The sequence below is a fragment of the Paenarthrobacter sp. NPDC091711 genome (assembly GCF_044756605.1).
In the GTDB taxonomy this organism is placed as follows: domain Bacteria; phylum Actinomycetota; class Actinomycetes; order Actinomycetales; family Micrococcaceae; genus Arthrobacter.
Genome location: NZ_JBIVTF010000006.1, coordinates 212,764 through 230,961, shown reverse-complemented (window position 1 = coordinate 230,961; position 18,198 = coordinate 212,764). Strand labels below are relative to the sequence as shown.

Below are 18,198 nucleotides of genomic sequence, written 5' to 3'. Positions count from 1 at the left end.
GGCAGGCGTGCTATCCGAGCACGTTCAGTGTCAGCTCCACGGCATCGACAAACAGGGCCAGCAGGGACGTCCCCAACCCAGCCACCAGCAACAGGCCCGGGTGGGCCAGTCCCACCACCACGCGTTTGAGGCGGGGGCGTCCTTTGAGGAATTTCTTCGGAACGCGTGTCTTGACCGGAACCTGCCGCCAGCCCCTCAGCCGCCGCAGGAACCACGCACAACGGACGATGAATGCCATCCACAGGATGGAGAGCACCAGCGGAACCGCGGCCAGCATGAGGTTGAAACCCAGTGCCGTGACTTCTTTTTCCGAATCACCGATCACTGACTGGACGGTGGTGGAAATTGACGCACTCATCACCACAGAGGCGGCCCACACCATGAAGGCTGCCACCAGCGCCAGGAACCGAACAAAAAAGTGACCAAGAACCGTCGCGTCCACAGCCCTGAGATGGCTTCGCGGCGTGGCATGCAGCACCACCAGTGTTGAAATGAGCGTGGGGAGGGCCGCCACCAGAACCAGCAAATACCAGGTCCATCCGGCCAGGTCCACCACTTCATCCAGGACGATGAGCCCGGCCCACACAACGGTCCAGGCCCAGCCAGCGTAGAGCGGGTGCGCCACAAGCCATCGAGGGAGCCAGACGTCCCGTTCCGCTTTGGTGGTGGCGGGCGTTTCATCGACCGGCTCAGCCACGGTGGATGCAGCTTCCGGAATGTCGTCGACGGCGGCCGCAGTAGCACGCGCGTCACCCCCACCTTCAGTCATGGGCTCACTGTAGCAATGGCAGCCGCGCTGGGGGAGATCAGGTTAAGGTAGGCAGCATGACTGCAGCCCATGTGACTTTATGCTTCCTGCTCCGCGACGGCGCGGAAGGCGAGCAGGTCCTGCTCGGGACCAAGAAGACCGGCTTTGGCCGGGGCAAGGTGGTGGGTGTTGGCGGCCATGTGGAACCGGGGGAGACTGCGCCAGAGGCAGCATGCCGGGAGGTCATGGAGGAAGCCAACGTCCTGGTGCGGACGCAGGACCTGATTCCTGCCGGAACAGTCGACTTCGTGTTTCCGGCCAGGCCGGACTGGGATATGGCCACCACTGTTTTCCTCGCCCGTGCCTGGGAAGGGGAACCATCGGAAAGCGACGAGATCGCGCCGGAGTGGTTCCCTGTGGCACAGCTTCCTGTGGAGCGGATGTGGGCAGATGCCGAACACTGGCTGCCGGCAATGATCTCCGGGCGGCGAATCGCCGTACGGGTGGCCCTGGCGGCAGACAACGAGAATGTGGCTGATGTCCGAACCCTTGAGTGGGTGGACCCCAAGCTGTAGCAGGAGCGAGGAAAGAACGACGCCGGGCCGGTCGCCTTTCGGTGACCGGCCCGGCGTCGTACTTCTCAGTGCTGTACCGGAAGCGTTAGGCGACGTGCCGCTCTTCGTGCCCGTTGTATTCGCTCAGCGGGCGGATCAGGGAGTTGGAGGCTACCTGTTCCATGATGTGCGCGGTCCAGCCGGTGATGCGGCTGGCGACGAACAGCGGGGTGAACGTGGGGGTGTCGAAGCCCATGAGATGGTACGTGGGGCCGGCGGGGTAGTCGAGGTTGGGCTTGATGGCCTTGGCCTCATCCATGGCCTGCTCGAGCCCGTTGTACAGCCCCAGAAGTTCGGGCCGACCGTAGTGGGCAATCATCTTGTCCAGGGCGGCTTTCATGGTGGGCACGCGGGAGTCGCCGTGCTTGTAGACGCGGTGTCCGAAGCCCATGACTTTTTTCTTCTGTGCGAGGGCGTCTTCCATCCATGCACGGGCGCGGGTGGCGGCTTCCTCGAGGGATTCTTCGCTGCGGATGCCGATCTCGTCGAACGTGTGCATCACGGCTTCGTTGGCTCCACCGTGCAGAGGGCCCTTGAGGGCGCCGATCGCGGCGGTCACGGCCGAGTGCAGGTCCGAGAGCGTGGAGGTGACCACGCGGGCCGTGAAGGTTGAGGCGTTGAAGGAGTGCTCTGCGTACAGGATCATGGAGACGTTGAACGCCTCCACGACCTCGGGAACCTGCTCTTCACCGAAGGTCATCCAGAGGAAGTTTGCGGAGTAGTCAAGGTCCTCCCGAGGTTCAACGGGTTCCTGGCCGCGGCGGCGCCGCTGGTCGTAGGCCACCACGGCGGGCATGGCAGCCCAGAGGTCGATTGCTTTCTTCATGTTGGCTTCGGGTGAGGAGTCCTCAGCCAGTTCGTGTCGGGCCCCGAGCACGGAGGCAGCTGTGCGGCACACGTCCATGGGGTGGGCCGTGGTGGGCAAGGTATCCACAACGGACTTCACCACGGGATCCAGGGCGCGGCCTGCGCGTTCCCGGGCCGTGAATTCAGCCAGCTCTGTTTCGTTGGGCAGTTCGCCGTTCCAGAGCAGGTAGGCGACCTCTTCGAAGCTGCATTTGGCGGCCAGTTCCTGGACCGGGTAGCCGCGGTACAGCAGCGAGTTGGTGTCCGGGTTGACCTTTGAGACGGCGGTGTAATCCACCACGACGCCGGCAAGGCCCTTTTTGATATCAACAGCTGCCATGCTGCCCTCCTTCGTTCTTAAGGCAAGCGGCCCGGTGTCCCCGGACTGCCTGCTTTCCCCTGAATGAATCCCGGTCCTAGCGATTGCCAGGAACCTGGAAGTTGAAAACGCCGGTATCGAACTGGTTGTAAGCCTCGTAGTCCACGAGTTCGTAAAGACGCGCACGCGTGAGCATGTTTTCCACGTGCGCTTCCTGGGTCCCCGCAGCCTTGATCGATTCCAGCGTACGCTCTGCAGCGCCCATGGCAATGCGGAGGAGTGTGACGGGGTAGATGACCATGTTCACGCCGACTCCTTGGAGTTGGTCCACGGTGAAGAGGTCGCTTTTGCCGAACTCGGTCATGTTGGCCAGGATGGGTACGTCCACGGCGTCGCGGATGGCTTGGAATTCGTCCAGGGTGGCCATGGCTTCGGGGAAGATCGCGTCAGCGCCGGCGTCTACCAGGGCTTTTGCGCGGTCCTGTGCGGCCTGGATTCCCTCGACGGCGCGGATGTCCGTGCGGGCCATGATGAGGAAGTTCGGGTCCCGGCGGGCATCGGCTGCGGCGCGGATGCGCTTGGTGGCCGTGTCGATGTCCACCACGTTCTTGCCGTCCAGGTGTCCGCAGCGTTTCGGGTTGAATTGGTCCTCGATGTGGCAGCCGGCCAGGCCTGCGTTTTCGAGTTCCTGGATGGATCGGGCCACGTTCATGGGCTCACCGAAGCCGGTGTCCGCGTCCACGAGTGAGGGCAGGTCCGTCATGCGGGCGATCTGCCCGGCACGGGTGGCTACTTCGGTGAGCGTGGTGAGGCCGATATCGGGCAGGCCGAGGTCGTTGGCGAGGACGGCCCCGGAGATGTACACGCCGGCGAAACCTTTTTCCTCGATCAGCCGTGCCGAGAGCGGGTTGAACGCTCCCGGGAACTGCTGCACGGTCCCGGAAGCCAGCAACTCCCGCAGCTTGACCCTCTTCTGTTCGGGGGTGACTTTGGAGTACAGCATTTAGAACAGTCCCTTGGGTGCGTTGTTGAGGTCGATCACGCCGGGTGCTGCGGTGATGTTCAGCTGGTCCAGTTCGCCTTCGCCGAGTTCGGTGACGCGTTCGACGGCGGCGAGGAACCTGTCAATTTCGGCTTCCTCCACGAGTCCGGCAGCGAGGGTGCGGAACTTGTTGATGTATTGCTCGCGGGCGAACGGGCGGGCACCGAGGGGGTGGGCGTCGGCCACGGCGATCTCGTCCGTGACAACAGACCCGTCCGTGAGTGTGATGACAACAGTGCCGCCGAAGGCCTTCTCCGCGATGTCCAGGGAGTGGTACCGGCGGGTCCATTCCGGGTCTTCCACCGTGGTGACCTTGTGCCAGAGTTCCACCGTGTCCGGCCGCGCAGCACGTTCGGGGGCGTAGGAGTCCACGTGGTGCCAGGCGCCGTCCTGCAGGGCGACGGTGAAGATGTACGGGATGGAGTGGTCCAGGGTTTCGCGGGAAGCCGTGGGGGAGTACTTTTGGGGATCGTTCGCGCCCGAGCCGATCACGTAGTGGGTGTGGTGGCTGGTCTTGATCAGCACCGATTCCACGTTGGCCGGGTCCGTGGTTTCCGGGTGTTCGCGGTTCAATTTGCGGGCGAGGTCGATCCACGCCTGGGCCTGGTATTCGGCGGAGTGTTCCTTGGTGTAGGTGTCCAGGATGGCGCGCTTGGCTTCACCGGGCAGCGGCAACGGAACCTCATAGGAGGCATCGGGGCCGTCGAGCATCCAGGCGATGACGCCGTCTTCGCCTTCGTAGATCGGCACGGGGGAGGTCTGGCCGCGCATGGAGCGGTCCACGGCCTCGACGGCCATCTTGCCCGCGAATGCCGGAGCGTGGGCCTTCCAGGTGGAGATTTCGCCCTTGCGGGACTGCCGGGTGGCAGTGGTGGTGTGGAGGGCCTGGCCCACGGACTGGAAGATCGTCTCAACATCGAGTCCCAACAATGTCCCGATGCCTGCGGCGGCGGAGGGGCCGAGGTGGGCCACATGGTCAATCTTGTGTTTGTGCAGGCAGATGGCCTTGACCAGGTTCACCTGGATTTCGTAGCCGGTGGCGATGGCACGGACAAGGTCGGCGCCGTTGGAGCCCACATGCTGGGCAACAGCCAGGATCGGCGGGATGTTATCGCCCGGGTGGGAGTAGTCAGCGGCCAGGAAGGTGTCGTGGTAGTCGAGTTCGCGCACGGCCACGCCGTTGGCCCAGGCGGCCCACTCGGGGGAGACCTGCTCGCTGATGCCGAAAACGTGGGCACCCTTGCCATTGGCGGACGGGGAATGGGTCAAAGCCTGCGCGCGGGCCGCGACGATCGGTGCCCGGTTCAGCGAGGCGATGGCCACCGAGGCGTTGTCGATAATGCGGTTGATCACCATGTCAGTGACCTCCGGTGTCACCTCGACGGTGTCCGCGGCGACCACGGCGATCTTGTGCGCCAACTGCTCCTCGCGGGGCAGGTTCTCTTCGCTCTTGTAGACGCGGACGTGGTTGTTCTTAACCATGATGCTCCTTCTGGTGGGACGTTCTACCGTGCCGTGTGGGTGGCTTTGACGTGGGTGAGACTGCGATGCAGGTGGACTGTGGTGGCGGCTTCTGCCAAGCGGGGGTTGCCGGCGGCGATGGCTTCGGCAATGGCCGCGTGCTCGGCCGCGGCTGCGTGGAGCCGGGTTGAGTCGTCGGCAGCGAGGCGGCGGACGCGGACCAAATGGACGCGCAGGCTCCGCATGGCGTTGGCCAGATAGGAGTTGGCGATCGCGGCATCGATTGCGTCGTCCAGTCGGCTCACCAAGGCGTAATACTCGTGCCGCGCGGGATCGTTATCGCTGAGCAGTCCAGGGGCCCGCAGCAGTTGGGCGTGCAACGCGCCGAAGATGCCCGGTTCCCCTCGTTCGGCAGCCAACGCGGCGGCCCGGACTTCCAAGGTTTCGCGCAGTTCGAACAGTTCGTCAATGCTGTCCAGCGAGATATCGGTGACGACGACGCCGCGGCCTCCCGCCGCCGTCGTCAATCCTTCCGCGGTCAGCCGGCTCAGCGCTTCCCGGACCGGGGTCCGGGACACTCCCAGGCGTTCGGATTGCTCCACTTCGGCGAGGACGGTGCCCGGACGGAGACGCCATTCAATGATGTCTTCACGGAGGGCGTTGTAAGCCCGATCACTGGCGCGCATATCCTCAGTGTATACACAGAGAGCATTTCAGGCCAGCAAATGAACAAAAGACACACTTTATGTATACAGAGGCCTAACGATGATTCCAGCCATACTCATTCTCCGGCCGGCCAGGAGTGCCATAACGCGGCGCCCGGGTGACCGTGCCGGCGTCGGCCAGGTACTCCAGGTAGCGGCGGGCTGTCACCCGGGACATCCCGAGTGCATCCATGACCTCACTTGCCGACACCGGCTGCTGCCCTGCCCGCACCAGATCCTTCACCGACTCCAACGTTGAACCGGAGAGTCCCTTGGGCAGCGGCAGCTCCGTGGGCGCGCGGAGGCTTGCGAACGCCTGGTCCACGTCACTCTGCGAGGCCCCGGCTTTGGAGATCCCGGACATCGAGCCTGCAAGCTGCTCGCGGAACGTCCGGTAGCTGCTGAGCTTGTCAGCAAAGGTGGCGTAGGTGAAGGGCTTGATGAGGTACTGCACCACTCCGATGGATACGGCGCTGCGCACAATGTTCAGTTCCCTGACAGCAGTGATGGCGATGATGTCAGCAAAGACTCCAGCGGAACGCATGCGGCGGGCAACGTCAAGACCATGAAGGTCCGGCAGGTTCATGTCCAACAGGACCAGGTCCACCGGCGTTCCCGACGCTGCAAATTCGCCCAGAATCCGCAACGCCGACTGGCCATCCGGTGCCGTCCCCACCAGGGTGAAGCCCTCCAAGCGGCCAATGTAGACAGAGTGGGCATCAGAGGCGATGGGCTCATCCTCCACCACCAAGACGCGGATGTGTGTCATGCCTTCTCTTCCTCGGGAACAGGCGCGGGGAGCAGGACATGGAACTGTGCTCCGCCGGGATTGCTGATGGTCATCGTACCGTTGAGCCGCTCCACAGCCTGACGCACCAAGGCCAGTCCGACACCCCGGCCATGGGCGCCGCGTGGTTTTTCTTCCGGGGACTTCGTGCTGAAACCATACTGCAGGACGTCGTCGATGGAATCCGGATTGATGCCGCTTCCCGAGTCCCGCACGGTGAATTCGACGGCGGCAGGCCCGGCTTCGACGTCCAGCTCCACCTTCCGTGGGAATTCACCGGCAGCGGCAGCATCGATCGCGTTGTCCAGCAGATTTCCCAGGATGGTGACAAGATCCTGGATTTCCAGTCCGCGGACACCGGCGCTCCCTGACGTGCGGACCACCAGTTCCACGCCCCGCTCGTGGGCTTCCGCCGCCTTGCCCATCACCAGCGCACTCATCACGGGTTCGTCCACGGAGGCCACCATGTCATCGGTGAGCTGCTGGCTCAGCTCAAGATCCTTGGTGGCAAAATCCAAGGCCTGCGGCGTCCGTCCCAATTCCAGCAACGAGACAATCATGTGGAGACGGTTGGCGTGTTCGTGCGTCTGGGCACGCAAGGCATCGGAGAGCGTTTTCATCGTCTGAAGCTCCGTGCCCAGGGACTCAATCTCCGTACGGTCCCTGATCGTGGCCACGGTGCCATAGATGGCGGGCTTCTGCCGGCTGCGCTCAGGTACCGGTCCTACTGCCGGGGCCTGGTTGACCACCAGTATCCGGGAACCGGTCAGATGGATTTCGTCGTGGGCGGGCCGACCGGACTCGAACAGCGCTCGCAGGCTTCCATCGAAGGGCAGGTCGGCCAGTTTCGGGGCGTCGTCAGGGGACCGGTCGGCGTCCGAGGGAGCCAATCCCAGGAGCTCGGCCGCTTGGTCGTTGTACATCACAGCTTTGCCGTGCGTATCAATCAGGATCACACCTTCGCGTACCGAGTGGAGAACTGACTCGTAGTAGGCGAACAGCTGCGCCAGCTGTTCAGGCCCCCACCCCCGGGTGACGGAGCGCAGGTAGCGGCCCAACAGCCATGAGGCCACCGACCCGAAGAACAGGACCACCAGGGCGATGATGCCAATCACGCCCAATCTCTCAGCAACGTCTGTGTCCACGGTGCGGACCGTCACCCCGGCAGCCACCAGGGCCTTGACGTTACCTTCAGGATCCAGGACGGGAGCAATGGTGCGGACGGACGGCCCCAAGGTTCCAGCGGTCACTTCGGTGAAGGTTTCACCCCGCAAAGCAGGCTCAATGGTCCCGATGTAGGGCTTTCCAAGCTCCTCCGTTCGGGGGTGCGTCCACCGGGTCCGGTCGGGAGCCATGATGGTGATGAAGTCGGCGTCGGCATGGTCCATGACCTCCAGCGCGTAGGGCTGGAGGACCGCTGAGGGATCTGCTGTTGAAGCCGCCTCCACCACCAGTGGATTGTCGGCCAGGGAGGCGGCGATGGCGAGCATCCGGCCGCCGGCTTCGTCGTACCCCCTGTCCCTGGCTTCCACTACGGAGAAAGCACCGAAGACTGCGGTCAGGACAAGGACGAAGAACAGGTTCGCCACAAACAAGCGGCGGGCGATGCTCCAGCTATGAAACACGTGGGCCTCCATGACCAATATGACCGCAACGGTGATGTGTGTCACCAACGGCTCAATGATGGATATCACACAAGGGCAGCGGATTGGACATCAGTGCAGGACCGCAGCGCCTTACACAGTATCCAAAGGAGAATCCCATGACCTCTCAACGTGGAGAGTCGGCAGTTGTTGCCAAAACTGGACGCAAGGGGCTCGACAAGTCGCACTACCTGTACATCGCGGTCATTCTGGCCGTAGTGCTCGGCGCCGTCGTCGGCCTGGTGTTCCCCGAAGTTGGAAAGTCCCTCAAGCCGCTCGGTGATGGCTTTATCAAACTCATCAAAATGATGATCGCTCCGGTCATCTTCTGCACCATCGTCCTGGGCATCGGATCCATCGCCAAGGCGGCCACCGTCGGCAAGGTGGGCGGTCTTGCACTGGGCTACTTCGTGGCGATGTCAACGTTCGCCCTGGCCATTGGCCTGGTGGTCGGCAACCTCATCCACCCGGGTGAAGGACTCAAGCTGACTCCGTACGACCCCACCAAGAAGGCTGACACCAACAGCACCGTGGACTTCCTCCTGGGCATCATCCCCGGTGACATTCCGGTCCTGCCCACTCTTCTTGCCGCGATCCTGGTTGGTTTCGCCCTGCAGAAGATGGGCAAGCAGGGAGCTCCGATCCTCGGAGCCATCGGGCACGGGCAGCGACTCGTCTTCCGCATCCTCATTATGATCATGTGGCTGGCTCCGGTGGGCGCGTTCGGCGCCATCGCCGCCGTGGTCGGTGCAACCGGCGCCCAGGCGATCCTCAGCATGTTCACCCTCATGGTGGCCTTCTACATCACCTGCGCACTGTTCATTGTGGTCATCCTCGGAACGCTGCTCCGCGCAGTGGCCGGCGTCAACATCTTCAAGCTCATGAAGTACCTGGCCCGCGAGTACCTCCTGATCTTCTCCACCTCGTCCTCCGAGGCTGCATTGCCCCGCCTGATCGCCAAGATGGAACACCTGGGTGTCTCCAAGCCGGTGGTCGGTGTCACGGTCCCCACGGGTTACTCCTTCAACCTTGATGGCACGGCAATCTACCTGACCATGGCCTCCTTGTTCGTTGCCAACGCCATGGGCACCCCGCTGGACCTCGGCGCCCAGATCTCCCTCCTGGTCTTCATGATCATCGCTTCCAAGGGCGCTGCAGGCGTCACCGGCGCCGGGCTCGCAACCCTGGCGGCCGGTCTCCAGGCACACAAGCCGGAGCTCTTGGGCGGCGTGGGCATGATCGTCGGAATCGACCGCTTCATGTCCGAGGGCCGGGCGCTGACCAACTTCACCGGCAACGCCGTGGCAACAGTGCTGATCGGCACCTGGGTCAAGGAAATCGACAACGGGCAGGTGGAGCGCGTCCTCTCCGGCAGTGAGCCCTTCGACGAGCAGACCATGATCGCCCACGGTGGCGAAGAAGAGGCTTCCCCCGAGGCCGAGAACCGCGAAAAGGCCACGGTCTAGCAGGATCAGCGTCACCGCAAGGTAGTTTGGCGAAGGCCGGCACCTCACCAGGTGCCGGCCTTCGCTGTTCCCGCGACAGCTCAGGGAAGCGCCTCAACCTTCGACCTCAACCAGAGGGTCAAGGCTCAAGAATCGGCCAAAGTCAAGTTCCCCAAATAACCTTGTCGGGCGCTGTAGCCTAAAGGGGTAGCAGCGCTGTCGTCCAGGGGCGCAGCGGCAGGGAAGATCGTCGTCGAAAGAGTGGTTAGATACGTGAGCATCGAACGGGGAACAGCTACGCTGGAAGGCACCGAGCTCGATCTGGAAGACGCCATCATGGGGCCCACGGGCCGTCCTTACCGCGAATTCCCGGAACCTGCTCCACTGGCCTCCCACGGCCCGGCGAGAGTCATCGCCATGGTCAATCAAAAGGGCGGAGTGGGTAAAACCACCTCCACCATCAACTTGGCGGCCGCGCTCGCCGAGTACGGCCGGCGTGTCCTGTTGGTGGATTTCGATCCCCAGGGTGCTCTGTCCGCCGGCCTCGGAGCCAACCCGCACGAGCTCGACCTCACCGTCTACAACGTGCTGATGGACCGCAAGGTGAAAATCCGCGACGCCATCCAGCAGACAGGTGTGGAAGGCGTTGACCTCCTGCCTGCCAACATTGATCTTTCGGCCGCCGAGGTCCAGCTGGTCAACGAGGTTGCCCGTGAGCAGGTCCTGGACCGCGCACTCAAAAGCGTTGAGGATGACTACGACGTCGTATTGATCGACTGCCAGCCCTCCTTGGGCTTGCTGACGGTGAATGCGCTGACTGCAGCCCACGGCGTCATCATCCCGTTGATTTGCGAGTTCTTCGCCTTGCGAGCCGTTGCGCTCCTGGTGGAGACCATTGAGAAGGTGCAGGATCGCCTGAACCCGCGCCTGCAGGTGGACGGCGTCCTGGCCACCATGTATGACGCCCGCACCCTGCACAGCCGTGAAGTAATTTCCCGCCTGGTGGAGGCGTTCGGGGACAAAGTCTTTGAAACTGTCATCAAGCGTTCGATTAAGTTTGCAGATGCCACCGTGGCCGCCGAGCCCATCACCAGCTATGCCGGCAACCACATCGGAGCTGACGCTTATCGCCGCCTTGCCAAGGAACTGATCTCGCGCGGCGGCGCGCCCTAGCGGACGGTGGGACCGTCAATCGCCCCTGCCGCGGAAGCGGACCTGGCCTCGCCTTCTGAGACGGAAACGCCGGTACACGCCGAAACGCCCGTACAAGCCGAAGCGCCCGACGCCGGAACCTCCGAAGCCCGCAAGGCCGGCTTCGAGGTACGGCTCTCTAACTTCACTGGACCCTTTGACCTTCTTCTGGGCCTCATTTCCAAGCACAAGCTGGATATCACCGAGGTGGCCTTGGCCACGGTCACTGATGAGTTCATCAAGTACATCAGGCGTCTCCAGGAGCTGGGGGAGGACTGGGCGCTGGATGAAGCCAGCGAGTTTCTGGTGATTGCCGCAACGCTGCTGGACTTGAAGGCGGCGCGCCTCCTGCCGGCCGGTGAGGTGGAGGACGCGGAGGACATAGCCCTCCTGGAAGCAAGAGACCTGCTGTTCGCCCGGCTCCTCCAGTACAAGGCATTCAAGCAGATCGCCGGGATTCTGGGAGAGACTCTGGAGCAAGAGGCCTTGAGGTATCCGCGCCAGGTCGCCCTTGAAAGCCACTTCGCCGTGCTGCTTCCGGAACTGGTGTGGCGGCACACCCCGGAGCAGTTCGCGGAACTTGCCGCGAAAGCACTCAAACCCAAGGACTCCGCTCCGGCCGAAGTTGGCCTGGACCATCTTCACGCTCCGCCGGTGAGTGTCAAGGAACAGGCCGAGATCATGGGTTACCGATTGAAGCTGGGAGCACCACTGTCCTTCCAGGCATTGATTGCCGATGCCGAGACGTCGATGGTGGTGGTGGCGCGATTCCTGGCGCTGCTGGAAATGTTCCGCGATCGCGTGGTTGCCTTTGAACAGCCTGAACCGTTGGCTGAGCTGACGGTGCGATGGACAGGCGATGACGCCGGGTGGGACAGTTCCAGCTTGAGCGAGGAGTACGGGCCTGAAGCAGGAACAGGAAGCGGGGATGGCGACAGTGAGTGAGCAGGAAACGGTGCAGGACGGGCTGGCCGAGCTGGAAGCCCTGCCCGGCGGTGCGCGTGCAGCGTTGGAAGCTGTCCTCATGGTGATCGATGAGCCGGCCACCTCGGAGGATCTGGCCGCCGGGCTCAACGTGACGGTCGCCGTCGTCGAGGATTTGCTGCAGGACCTGCAGCGGGAGTATAGCGGCTATACTGTTAAAGCCCCGGACGTGGATGCTGTCGGCTTTGCCGATGCCAGCACTGCACCCCGGGGTTTTGAATTGCGGAACGTCGCCGGGGGGTGGCGGATTTATTCACGGGCGGAATTCGCCGACGTCGTGGGGAGATTCGTCCTCGAAGGGCAGACCACCAGGCTGACTCAGGCAGCGCTTGAGACGCTGGCGGTCATTGCTTACCGGCAACCGGTCTCAAGGGCCCGGGTGTCCGCCATTCGCGGCGTCAACGTAGATTCCGTAGTCCGGACTCTCACCCAACGGGGTTTGATCGAGGACTCCGGAAACGATCCCGAATCGGGGGCTGTCCTCTACAGGACAACCTCGTACTTCCTGGAACGGATGGGCATCGGCTCGGTGGCTGAACTGCCACAGCTCTCGCCGCACCTTCCTGGTTTGGAAGGCATCGACGAGTACTACGACGCCAGCCGGATGTAGCCACGGCCAACACCGGTACTGCAAGAGAACTTCATACTGATTCACGGCGCCATATCAAGGTGCACAGCGACAAGGGGCAGACGATGTCTGCCCGGCTGGCTAGTGTTGATTTCAACACCTATTGCCGGCCATTACTACACAAGGACGGGTCATGACACAGGCGGGACGCCAGAGTTCACCACGTAACGGTTCGGGACGAAACAGTTCTGGACGCAATGAGGCCAAGGGAGGCGGCACAGGCCGCTCCAACGCCGGCGGCTTCTCAGGCCGCGGCGGCAGTGCCGGCGCTGGAAAGCGCAACTTCCCACAGGGCGAGGGCCGCCCCTTTAAGGCTCCGAAGCCCCGCGAAGCGGCACCATTCGATCCTGACAACCCCACAACAGCGGGCGATTACGACCGCGGCCAGGCAGCAAGGCCCGCTAAGCCCTTCCGCAAGCCAGGCTCCAACAAGCCCGGCTTTGGCAAGGCACCCGGCACTCCCGGTGCCATCAAGCCCAAGGCAAAGCCGGCACGGCAGTATGGCTCCAAGGCCTTCGGCAGCGAACGCTTCGGCCAGAACCTGGGCCCCATCCGCAAGCCGGCCCGCAACCGCGGTCCTCGCCAGGAAGTGCCCCAGTCCGATCTCCACGATGCTGACGGCGTACGCCTGCAGAAGGTCATGGCGCAGGCAGGCGTGGCCTCACGCCGCGTGTGCGAAGAAATGATCCTCGAAGGACGCGTCGAGGTTGACGGTGTGGTTACCACCGAGCTTGGTATGCGCGTTGATCCCACGGCAGCCGTGATCCACGTTGATGGCATCCGGATCCAGCTCGACGACACCCTGGTCTACATGGTCTTCAACAAGCCCAAGGGCGTTGTTTCCACCATGGAGGACCCTGAAGGCCGTCCCTGCATCAGCGACTTCCTCAAGAACAACAAGAACAAGGGCGAACGCCTGTTCCACGTCGGCCGCCTCGACGTCGCCACAGAGGGCCTGCTGCTGCTGACGAACGACGGCGAACTGGCCAACCGCCTGACGCACCCTTCCTATGAGGTACCCAAGACGTACCTGGTCCAGGTGCGTGGTCCGTTCCCGCAAGGCGTGGGCGCAAAGCTGAAGAACGGCGTCGAGCTTGAAGACGGCGTAGCTGCAGTGGACTCCTTCCGCCTGGTTGACTCGACTCCCGGTCACGTCCTGATTGAGGTTGTCCTGCACTCGGGCAAGAACCGCATTGTGCGCCGTATGTTCGACGCCGTCGGATTCCCCGTGGAGCGTCTTGTCCGCGTCAAGGTTGGCCCCATCGGCCTGGGCGACCAGCGCCAGGGCAGCATCCGCAACCTCGGCAGGCAGGAAGTCGGACACCTCCTGGCATCGGTGGGACTCTAAGGCATGTCGGCATTCGGTACGCACGGCCGGGGCCATCTTGATGGCCCGGTCGTCGTTCTCGGTACAGGCTTGCTTGGGGCCAGCATTGGCCTCGGCCTGCGCGGACGCGGAGTCCCCGTGTTCCTTTTTGATCCCTCGCCCACCAACCAGGCGGTGGCGGTGGACATCGGTGCGGGACGGCCACTGGGGGAGTTGGATGAACAACCCCAACTGGTAGTTGTCGCGGCCCCGCCGGACGTTACGGCCGACGTCGTGCAGAAGGCACTGGCGGATTACCCGTCAGCGGTGGTTGTAGATATTGCCAGCGTCAAAGCCACAATCCAGGCACAGTTGCGCGAACGCGGCGTTGACCTCGCCCGCTATGTGGGTACCCACCCCATGGCAGGCCGGGAGAAGTCCGGCCCGGTTGCGGCCAGGGGCGAGCTTTTCACATCCATGCCATGGGTTCTGTGCCCCTCCGAAGAAACCTCGGATGCTGCACTCCAGGCTGCACGTTCGCTCGCCGGGGATCTGGGAGCAATAGTTTCCCAATTCACGGCGGACGAGCACGATGAAGCCGTGGCGTTGGTGTCCCACTTGCCGCAGATCATGTCCTCGCTTCTGGCGAGCCGTCTGCAAGGTACGCCGCTGCATGCCCTGTCCTTGGCTGGCAACGGTCTCAGGGACACCACCCGCATCGCCGCCAGCGATCCCACTCTCTGGGTGCAGATCCTGGGCGGCAACGCGGAAAAGGTGGTGTCCATCCTTCACGGTGTCCGCGAGGACCTGAACCGTCTGATCGGCACCTTGGAAGAACCCCTCGCCCCCGGCGCGCGGCTCGACCTCGCCCAGCTGATCAGTGAGGGCAACGCAGGCCAGGCCCGGATCCCCGGAAAGCACGGCGGACCTCCCCAGGCGTATTCGTGGCTCACCATCCTGGTGGATGATAAACCGGGCCAGATCGCGCACCTCCTCACGGAGATCGGCGAGATCGGTGTGAACCTCGAAGACCTTCGGCTCGACCATTCGTCGGGACAGAACGTGGGCATGGTGGAACTTTCCGTGCTTCCGAGCAAGCATGACCTCCTTGTTGAAGCTTTGACTGACCGTGGATGGCGGGTACTCCAGTAATGACGCGTGAATTCTTTGGCCCGGAGACAGTTGCCCGTCCCGGCAAGCCGCTCGTGATCGCGATCGACGGCCCTTCGGGGTCCGGCAAGTCCAGCGTCAGCAAAGAAGTCGCCCGGCGCTTGAAGCTGGCGTACCTCGATACCGGTGCGATGTACCGTGCCCTGACCTGGTTCTGCCTTAAGACCGGCGTTGACCTGCAGGACGGCGCCGCGGTGGAACAGGCTTCCAAGATCATGCCGTTGGAGATCAGTACCACTACCGCAACGGAATATGTGGCGGTTGATGGCACGGACATCACGGACGAGATCCGTGATCCTTTGATCTCCTCGTCGGTCAGTGCTGTGGCCACGACGCTCGGTGCCCGTACCGAGCTCATCCGTCGCCAGCGTGAGCTGATCGACCAGCACCACCGCCGCATGGTGGTGGAAGGGCGCGACATCACCACCGTCGTCGTCCCCAATGCTGAGGTCCGCATGCTCCTGACCGCCAGCGAGGAAGCCAGGCTGCGGCGTCGCGGGATCCAGTTGGGCGGCACGCAGACCAAGGAGCAGCTCAAAGCCCAGGTCATCCAGCGTGACGCCAAGGACTCAACGGTAGTGAACTTCACCCAAGCGGCCGACGGCGTGGTGACGCTGGATTCTTCGGATCTGAATTTTGAGGAAACCGTGGAGACTGCCTTGGCGATCGTGAGCAAGGTTATCTATGGTGACTGAGACTCGGCTCCCTTCCGCAGCGAGCAGGCTGTGGAGCAGGCCGGTGGGCTGGTTCCTTGATCACGTCATCTACCGGACCATCGTCGCGGGCAAAAGCAACGTTCCCGCGGCCGGGCCGGTAGTTTTCGCCGCGAATCACATCAGCTTCCTGGACGGGCCGGTGATGTTCGGCGCGGCGCCGCGTCCCATGCACATCCTGGTGAAGAAAGAGATGTTCAGAGGCTTCCTTGGCTCTGTTCTGAGGGGATCCGGACAGATTCCCGTGGACCGCGCCGGTGACCGCACCGCCCTGCATGTGGGCAAGAAACTGCTCGACGCCGGCCGGTGCGTTGGGATTCTTCCCGAAGGTACCCGGGGGAGCGGTTCGGCCGAGAACATCAGCAATGGAGTTGCTTGGCTCGCCCTCAACTCGGGAGCCACTGTTATACCGGTCGCCATCCTTGGAACCCGTCAGGGTGACGAGCATCGCGACCATATCCCCAAACCGCGCCGCAAGCTCCATGTGAGCTTCGGCGAACCCATTACGGTGAAGCGCCGGAAGGGCGAACCGGGGCGTGTTTCAATGGACAGGGCGGCTGCGGAGATCCGTGAAGCCCTGGCCGGTCACGTCCAGGACGCCATCCGGGCCACAGGCCAGGGTCTTCCCCTGGAATCTGCGCCCGGAGAACCCACTTCGCAGCACCGCCACACAGCAGTAGCCGGGACGCCGGCAGACCACCCCTAAGGAAAGTGCAATGAGCGATACGACTCAAAAATCCGGCCTCCACGGAGCCGGCGACGACGAATACACGCCCACCGGCACCGACCAGGTGGCGGAGAACCTGGCGGCCCTGGACGACGACGAGGCCGAGCTCCGCGCGGCCACCCTCCGGGCCGGCCTGGACGACTACGATCTCGACGAAGAAGATGCTGCGCTGCTGAGCGGCGAGTACGGGGATGAAGGCGACGAGGGTCCCCTCAAGCTGGACCCGGTGTTGGCCATCATCGGACGCCCGAACGTGGGCAAGTCCACGTTGGTCAACCGAATCCTTGGCCGCCGCGAAGCGGTTGTTGAGGACACCCCGGGTGTTACCCGCGACCGCGTCATGTACTCAGCCCGCTGGAACGGCCGCAACTTCACCCTGGTGGACACCGGCGGTTGGGAGCACGACGCCAAGGGCATTCACGCCCGGGTGGCAGAGCAGGCCGAGATGGCTGTTGAGCTTGCCGACGCCGTACTCTTCGTGGTGGACTCTGCCGTTGGCGCAACAGCCACCGACGAGGGCGTCATGAAGATGCTCCGCAAGAGCAAGAAGCCGGTCATCATGGTGGCCAACAAGGTGGACGACTTCGCCCAGGAAGCGGATTCCGCTGCATTGTGGGGCTTGGGCTTTGGCCAGCCATACCCGGTTTCGGCCCTGCATGGCCGCGGCGTTGCAGACCTCCTGGACCACGTCATGGACACGCTGCCCGAGTTCTCCTTGGTGGATGGGGTGGAGCGTTCAGGCGGTCCTCGCCGTATCGCCCTGATTGGCCGCCCGAACGTGGGCAAGTCCTCGCTGCTCAATAAGCTCGCGGGTTCCGAGCGCGTCGTGGTGGATCCGTTGGCCGGCACCACGCGTGACCCGGTTGACGAGTTCATCGAACTTGGCGACCGCACGTGGCGCTTTGTGGACACCGCAGGTATCCGCCGCCGTCAACACATGGCACAGGGCGCCGACTTCTACGCTTCCCTGCGCACGCAAGCCGCGCTCGAAAAGGCGGAGGTCGCCGTCGTGCTTCTTGCCGTTGACGAGGTCCTCAGCGAGCAGGATGTCCGCATCCTCCAGTTGGCCATCGAATCCGGCCGTGCCCTGGTGCTCGCGTTCAACAAGTGGGATCTGCTCGATGACGAACGCCGCCGTTACCTGGAGCGCGAAATCGAGCAGGATCTTGCCCACGTGGAGTGGGCTCCCCGCGTGAACATCTCAGCCAAGACCGGCTGGCACAAGGACCGGCTGGTCCCTGCGCTGGACATCGCCTTGGAGAGCTGGGACCGACGCATCCCCACCGGTCGCCTCAATGCGTTCCTGGGCGAACTCGTGGCAGCCCACCCGCACCCGGTCCGTGGCGGAAAGCAGCCGCGCATCCTCTTCGGCACCCAGGCATCCAGCCGCCCGCCGAAGTTCGTGCTGTTCACCACCGGCTTCCTGGATCCCGGATACCGTCGCTTCATCACGCGTCGCCTCCGCGAAACGTTCGGCTTCGAGGGCACCCCCATCGAGGTCAACATGCGCGTACGCGAGAAGCGTGGCAAGAAGCGCTAAGTGAGACGGGCATCACAGCCTACTTTGGCTGTGATGGCGTCTCCGACCTCCAACTTCGTGTAAGCTTTTGGAGGTGGTTCGGCCGGACTGCTTAGGTGAGACTCTTCGGAGGAAAACTTAGGCGGAGAACGGTGGAACCAGCGGGCTGTAGCGCAGCTTGGTAGCGCACTTGACTGGGGGTCAAGGGGTCGCAGGTTCAAATCCTGTCAGCCCGACCATAAAGGCCGGAATCACGTGGAAACACGATGATTCCGGCCTTTGGTCGTTAACGGCGCATCCCGGCCTTGTTCGATTCCCTCGCCGTTGAGCGCCGGGGAATTGAACACGGCC

Annotated in this window: 17 protein-coding genes and 1 tRNA gene; 11 read left to right on the top strand and 7 right to left on the bottom strand. The window is 63.3% G+C overall.

The features are described from left to right. Positions 1-10 precede the first annotated feature (10 nt). Positions 11-769, bottom strand: a complete 759-nt coding sequence (locus tag ACIQH5_RS12155; RefSeq protein ID WP_400403492.1) for a hypothetical protein — start codon at positions 767-769, stop codon at positions 11-13. Between the two features lie 56 nt (positions 770-825). Here ACIQH5_RS12155 and ACIQH5_RS12150 point away from each other — a divergent pair, with 56 nt between their 5' ends. Then, on the top strand, positions 826-1,323 hold the full coding sequence (locus ACIQH5_RS12150; RefSeq protein ID WP_400403490.1) for an 8-oxo-dGTP diphosphatase: 498 nt from the start codon (positions 826-828) through the stop codon (positions 1,321-1,323). An 85-nt stretch (positions 1,324-1,408) separates the two neighbouring features. Here ACIQH5_RS12150 and ACIQH5_RS12145 read toward each other — a convergent pair whose 3' ends face one another. The 6 genes from ACIQH5_RS12145 to ACIQH5_RS12120 form a co-directional block, all read right to left on the bottom strand. After that, a complete protein-coding gene (locus ACIQH5_RS12145; RefSeq protein WP_400403488.1) occupies positions 1,409-2,548 on the bottom strand; it encodes a bifunctional 2-methylcitrate synthase/citrate synthase in 1,140 nt (379 codons plus the stop codon). A 76-nt stretch (positions 2,549-2,624) separates the two neighbouring features. Then, positions 2,625-3,530: a methylisocitrate lyase gene (gene prpB / locus ACIQH5_RS12140; protein WP_400403486.1), complete on the bottom strand. Its 906-nt coding sequence runs from the start codon at positions 3,528-3,530 to the stop codon at positions 2,625-2,627. Further along, positions 3,531-5,051, bottom strand: coding sequence for an MmgE/PrpD family protein (locus ACIQH5_RS12135; RefSeq protein WP_400403484.1), 1,521 nt, complete (start codon positions 5,049-5,051; stop codon positions 3,531-3,533). Between the two features lie 23 nt (positions 5,052-5,074). After that, positions 5,075-5,716, bottom strand: a complete 642-nt coding sequence (locus tag ACIQH5_RS12130) for a GntR family transcriptional regulator (protein WP_400403482.1) — start codon at positions 5,714-5,716, stop codon at positions 5,075-5,077. Positions 5,717-5,789: 73 nt separating this feature from the next. Continuing rightward, positions 5,790-6,503: a response regulator gene (locus tag ACIQH5_RS12125; RefSeq protein ID WP_400403480.1), complete on the bottom strand. Its 714-nt coding sequence runs from the start codon at positions 6,501-6,503 to the stop codon at positions 5,790-5,792. Beyond that, a complete protein-coding gene (locus ACIQH5_RS12120) occupies positions 6,500-8,146 on the bottom strand; it encodes an ATP-binding protein (protein WP_400403530.1) in 1,647 nt (548 codons plus the stop codon). Before ACIQH5_RS12120 ends, ACIQH5_RS12125 begins: the two co-directional genes overlap by 4 nt. Positions 8,147-8,283: 137 nt before the next feature. Between ACIQH5_RS12120 and ACIQH5_RS12115 the strand changes: the two genes are divergently transcribed. The 10 genes from ACIQH5_RS12115 to ACIQH5_RS12070 all read left to right on the top strand — a co-directional run bounded on the left by ACIQH5_RS12115 (position 8,284) and on the right by ACIQH5_RS12070 (position 18,086). Further along, positions 8,284-9,630, top strand: a complete 1,347-nt coding sequence (locus ACIQH5_RS12115) for a cation:dicarboxylate symporter family transporter (protein ID WP_400403478.1) — start codon at positions 8,284-8,286, stop codon at positions 9,628-9,630. 252 nt (positions 9,631-9,882) lie between these two features. Then, on the top strand, positions 9,883-10,782 hold the full coding sequence (locus ACIQH5_RS12110; protein ID WP_062067809.1) for a ParA family protein: 900 nt from the start codon (positions 9,883-9,885) through the stop codon (positions 10,780-10,782). Between the two features lie 6 nt (positions 10,783-10,788). Continuing rightward, entirely contained in the window at positions 10,789-11,745 is a 957-nt protein-coding gene (locus ACIQH5_RS12105) for a segregation and condensation protein A (protein ID WP_400403476.1), read from the top strand. Next, positions 11,729-12,394: an SMC-Scp complex subunit ScpB gene (locus tag ACIQH5_RS12100; RefSeq protein WP_400403474.1), complete on the top strand. Its 666-nt coding sequence runs from the start codon at positions 11,729-11,731 to the stop codon at positions 12,392-12,394. The genes ACIQH5_RS12105 and ACIQH5_RS12100 overlap by 17 nt, the downstream gene beginning before the upstream one ends. Before the next feature lie 151 nt (positions 12,395-12,545). Then, positions 12,546-13,760: a pseudouridine synthase gene (locus ACIQH5_RS12095; protein ID WP_400403472.1), complete on the top strand. Its 1,215-nt coding sequence runs from the start codon at positions 12,546-12,548 to the stop codon at positions 13,758-13,760. A gap of 3 nt (positions 13,761-13,763) precedes the next feature. After that, a complete protein-coding gene (locus ACIQH5_RS12090; RefSeq protein ID WP_400403470.1) occupies positions 13,764-14,870 on the top strand; it encodes a prephenate dehydrogenase in 1,107 nt (368 codons plus the stop codon). Then, positions 14,870-15,583, top strand: coding sequence for a (d)CMP kinase (cmk, locus tag ACIQH5_RS12085; protein WP_166842726.1), 714 nt, complete (start codon positions 14,870-14,872; stop codon positions 15,581-15,583). The genes ACIQH5_RS12090 and cmk overlap by 1 nt, the downstream gene beginning before the upstream one ends. After that, positions 15,573-16,307, top strand: a complete 735-nt coding sequence (locus ACIQH5_RS12080) for a lysophospholipid acyltransferase family protein (RefSeq protein WP_400403467.1) — start codon at positions 15,573-15,575, stop codon at positions 16,305-16,307. Before cmk ends, ACIQH5_RS12080 begins: the two co-directional genes overlap by 11 nt. A gap of 10 nt (positions 16,308-16,317) precedes the next feature. Beyond that, positions 16,318-17,868: a ribosome biogenesis GTPase Der gene (gene der, locus ACIQH5_RS12075; RefSeq protein ID WP_062067824.1), complete on the top strand. Its 1,551-nt coding sequence runs from the start codon at positions 16,318-16,320 to the stop codon at positions 17,866-17,868. A 141-nt stretch (positions 17,869-18,009) separates the two neighbouring features. Continuing rightward, positions 18,010-18,086, top strand: a tRNA-Pro gene (locus ACIQH5_RS12070). Positions 18,087-18,198 lie beyond the last annotated feature (112 nt).

Bases quoted from the DNA above. Each gene is read 5' to 3' on its own strand.
- ACIQH5_RS12130 (WP_400403482.1), bottom strand. From the start codon at position 5,716: ATGCGCGCCAGTGATCGGGCTTACAACGCCCTCCGTGAAGACATCATT.
- ACIQH5_RS12080 (WP_400403467.1), top strand. From the start codon at position 15,573: ATGGTGACTGAGACTCGGCTCCCTTCCGCAGCGAGCAGGCTGTGGAGC.
- ACIQH5_RS12150 (WP_400403490.1), top strand. From the start codon at position 826: ATGACTGCAGCCCATGTGACTTTATGCTTCCTGCTCCGCGACGGCGCG.
- der (WP_062067824.1), top strand. From the start codon at position 16,318: ATGAGCGATACGACTCAAAAATCCGGCCTCCACGGAGCCGGCGACGAC.
- ACIQH5_RS12135 (WP_400403484.1), bottom strand. From the start codon at position 5,051: ATGGTTAAGAACAACCACGTCCGCGTCTACAAGAGCGAAGAGAACCTG.
- cmk (WP_166842726.1), top strand. From the start codon at position 14,870: ATGACGCGTGAATTCTTTGGCCCGGAGACAGTTGCCCGTCCCGGCAAG.
- ACIQH5_RS12095 (WP_400403472.1), top strand. From the start codon at position 12,546: ATGACACAGGCGGGACGCCAGAGTTCACCACGTAACGGTTCGGGACGA.
- prpB (WP_400403486.1), bottom strand. From the start codon at position 3,530: ATGCTGTACTCCAAAGTCACCCCCGAACAGAAGAGGGTCAAGCTGCGG.
- ACIQH5_RS12090 (WP_400403470.1), top strand. From the start codon at position 13,764: ATGTCGGCATTCGGTACGCACGGCCGGGGCCATCTTGATGGCCCGGTC.
- ACIQH5_RS12145 (WP_400403488.1), bottom strand. From the start codon at position 2,548: ATGGCAGCTGTTGATATCAAAAAGGGCCTTGCCGGCGTCGTGGTGGAT.
- ACIQH5_RS12155 (WP_400403492.1), bottom strand. From the start codon at position 769: ATGACTGAAGGTGGGGGTGACGCGCGTGCTACTGCGGCCGCCGTCGAC.
- ACIQH5_RS12115 (WP_400403478.1), top strand. From the start codon at position 8,284: ATGACCTCTCAACGTGGAGAGTCGGCAGTTGTTGCCAAAACTGGACGC.
- ACIQH5_RS12125 (WP_400403480.1), bottom strand. From the start codon at position 6,503: ATGACACACATCCGCGTCTTGGTGGTGGAGGATGAGCCCATCGCCTCT.
- ACIQH5_RS12100 (WP_400403474.1), top strand. From the start codon at position 11,729: ATGGCGACAGTGAGTGAGCAGGAAACGGTGCAGGACGGGCTGGCCGAG.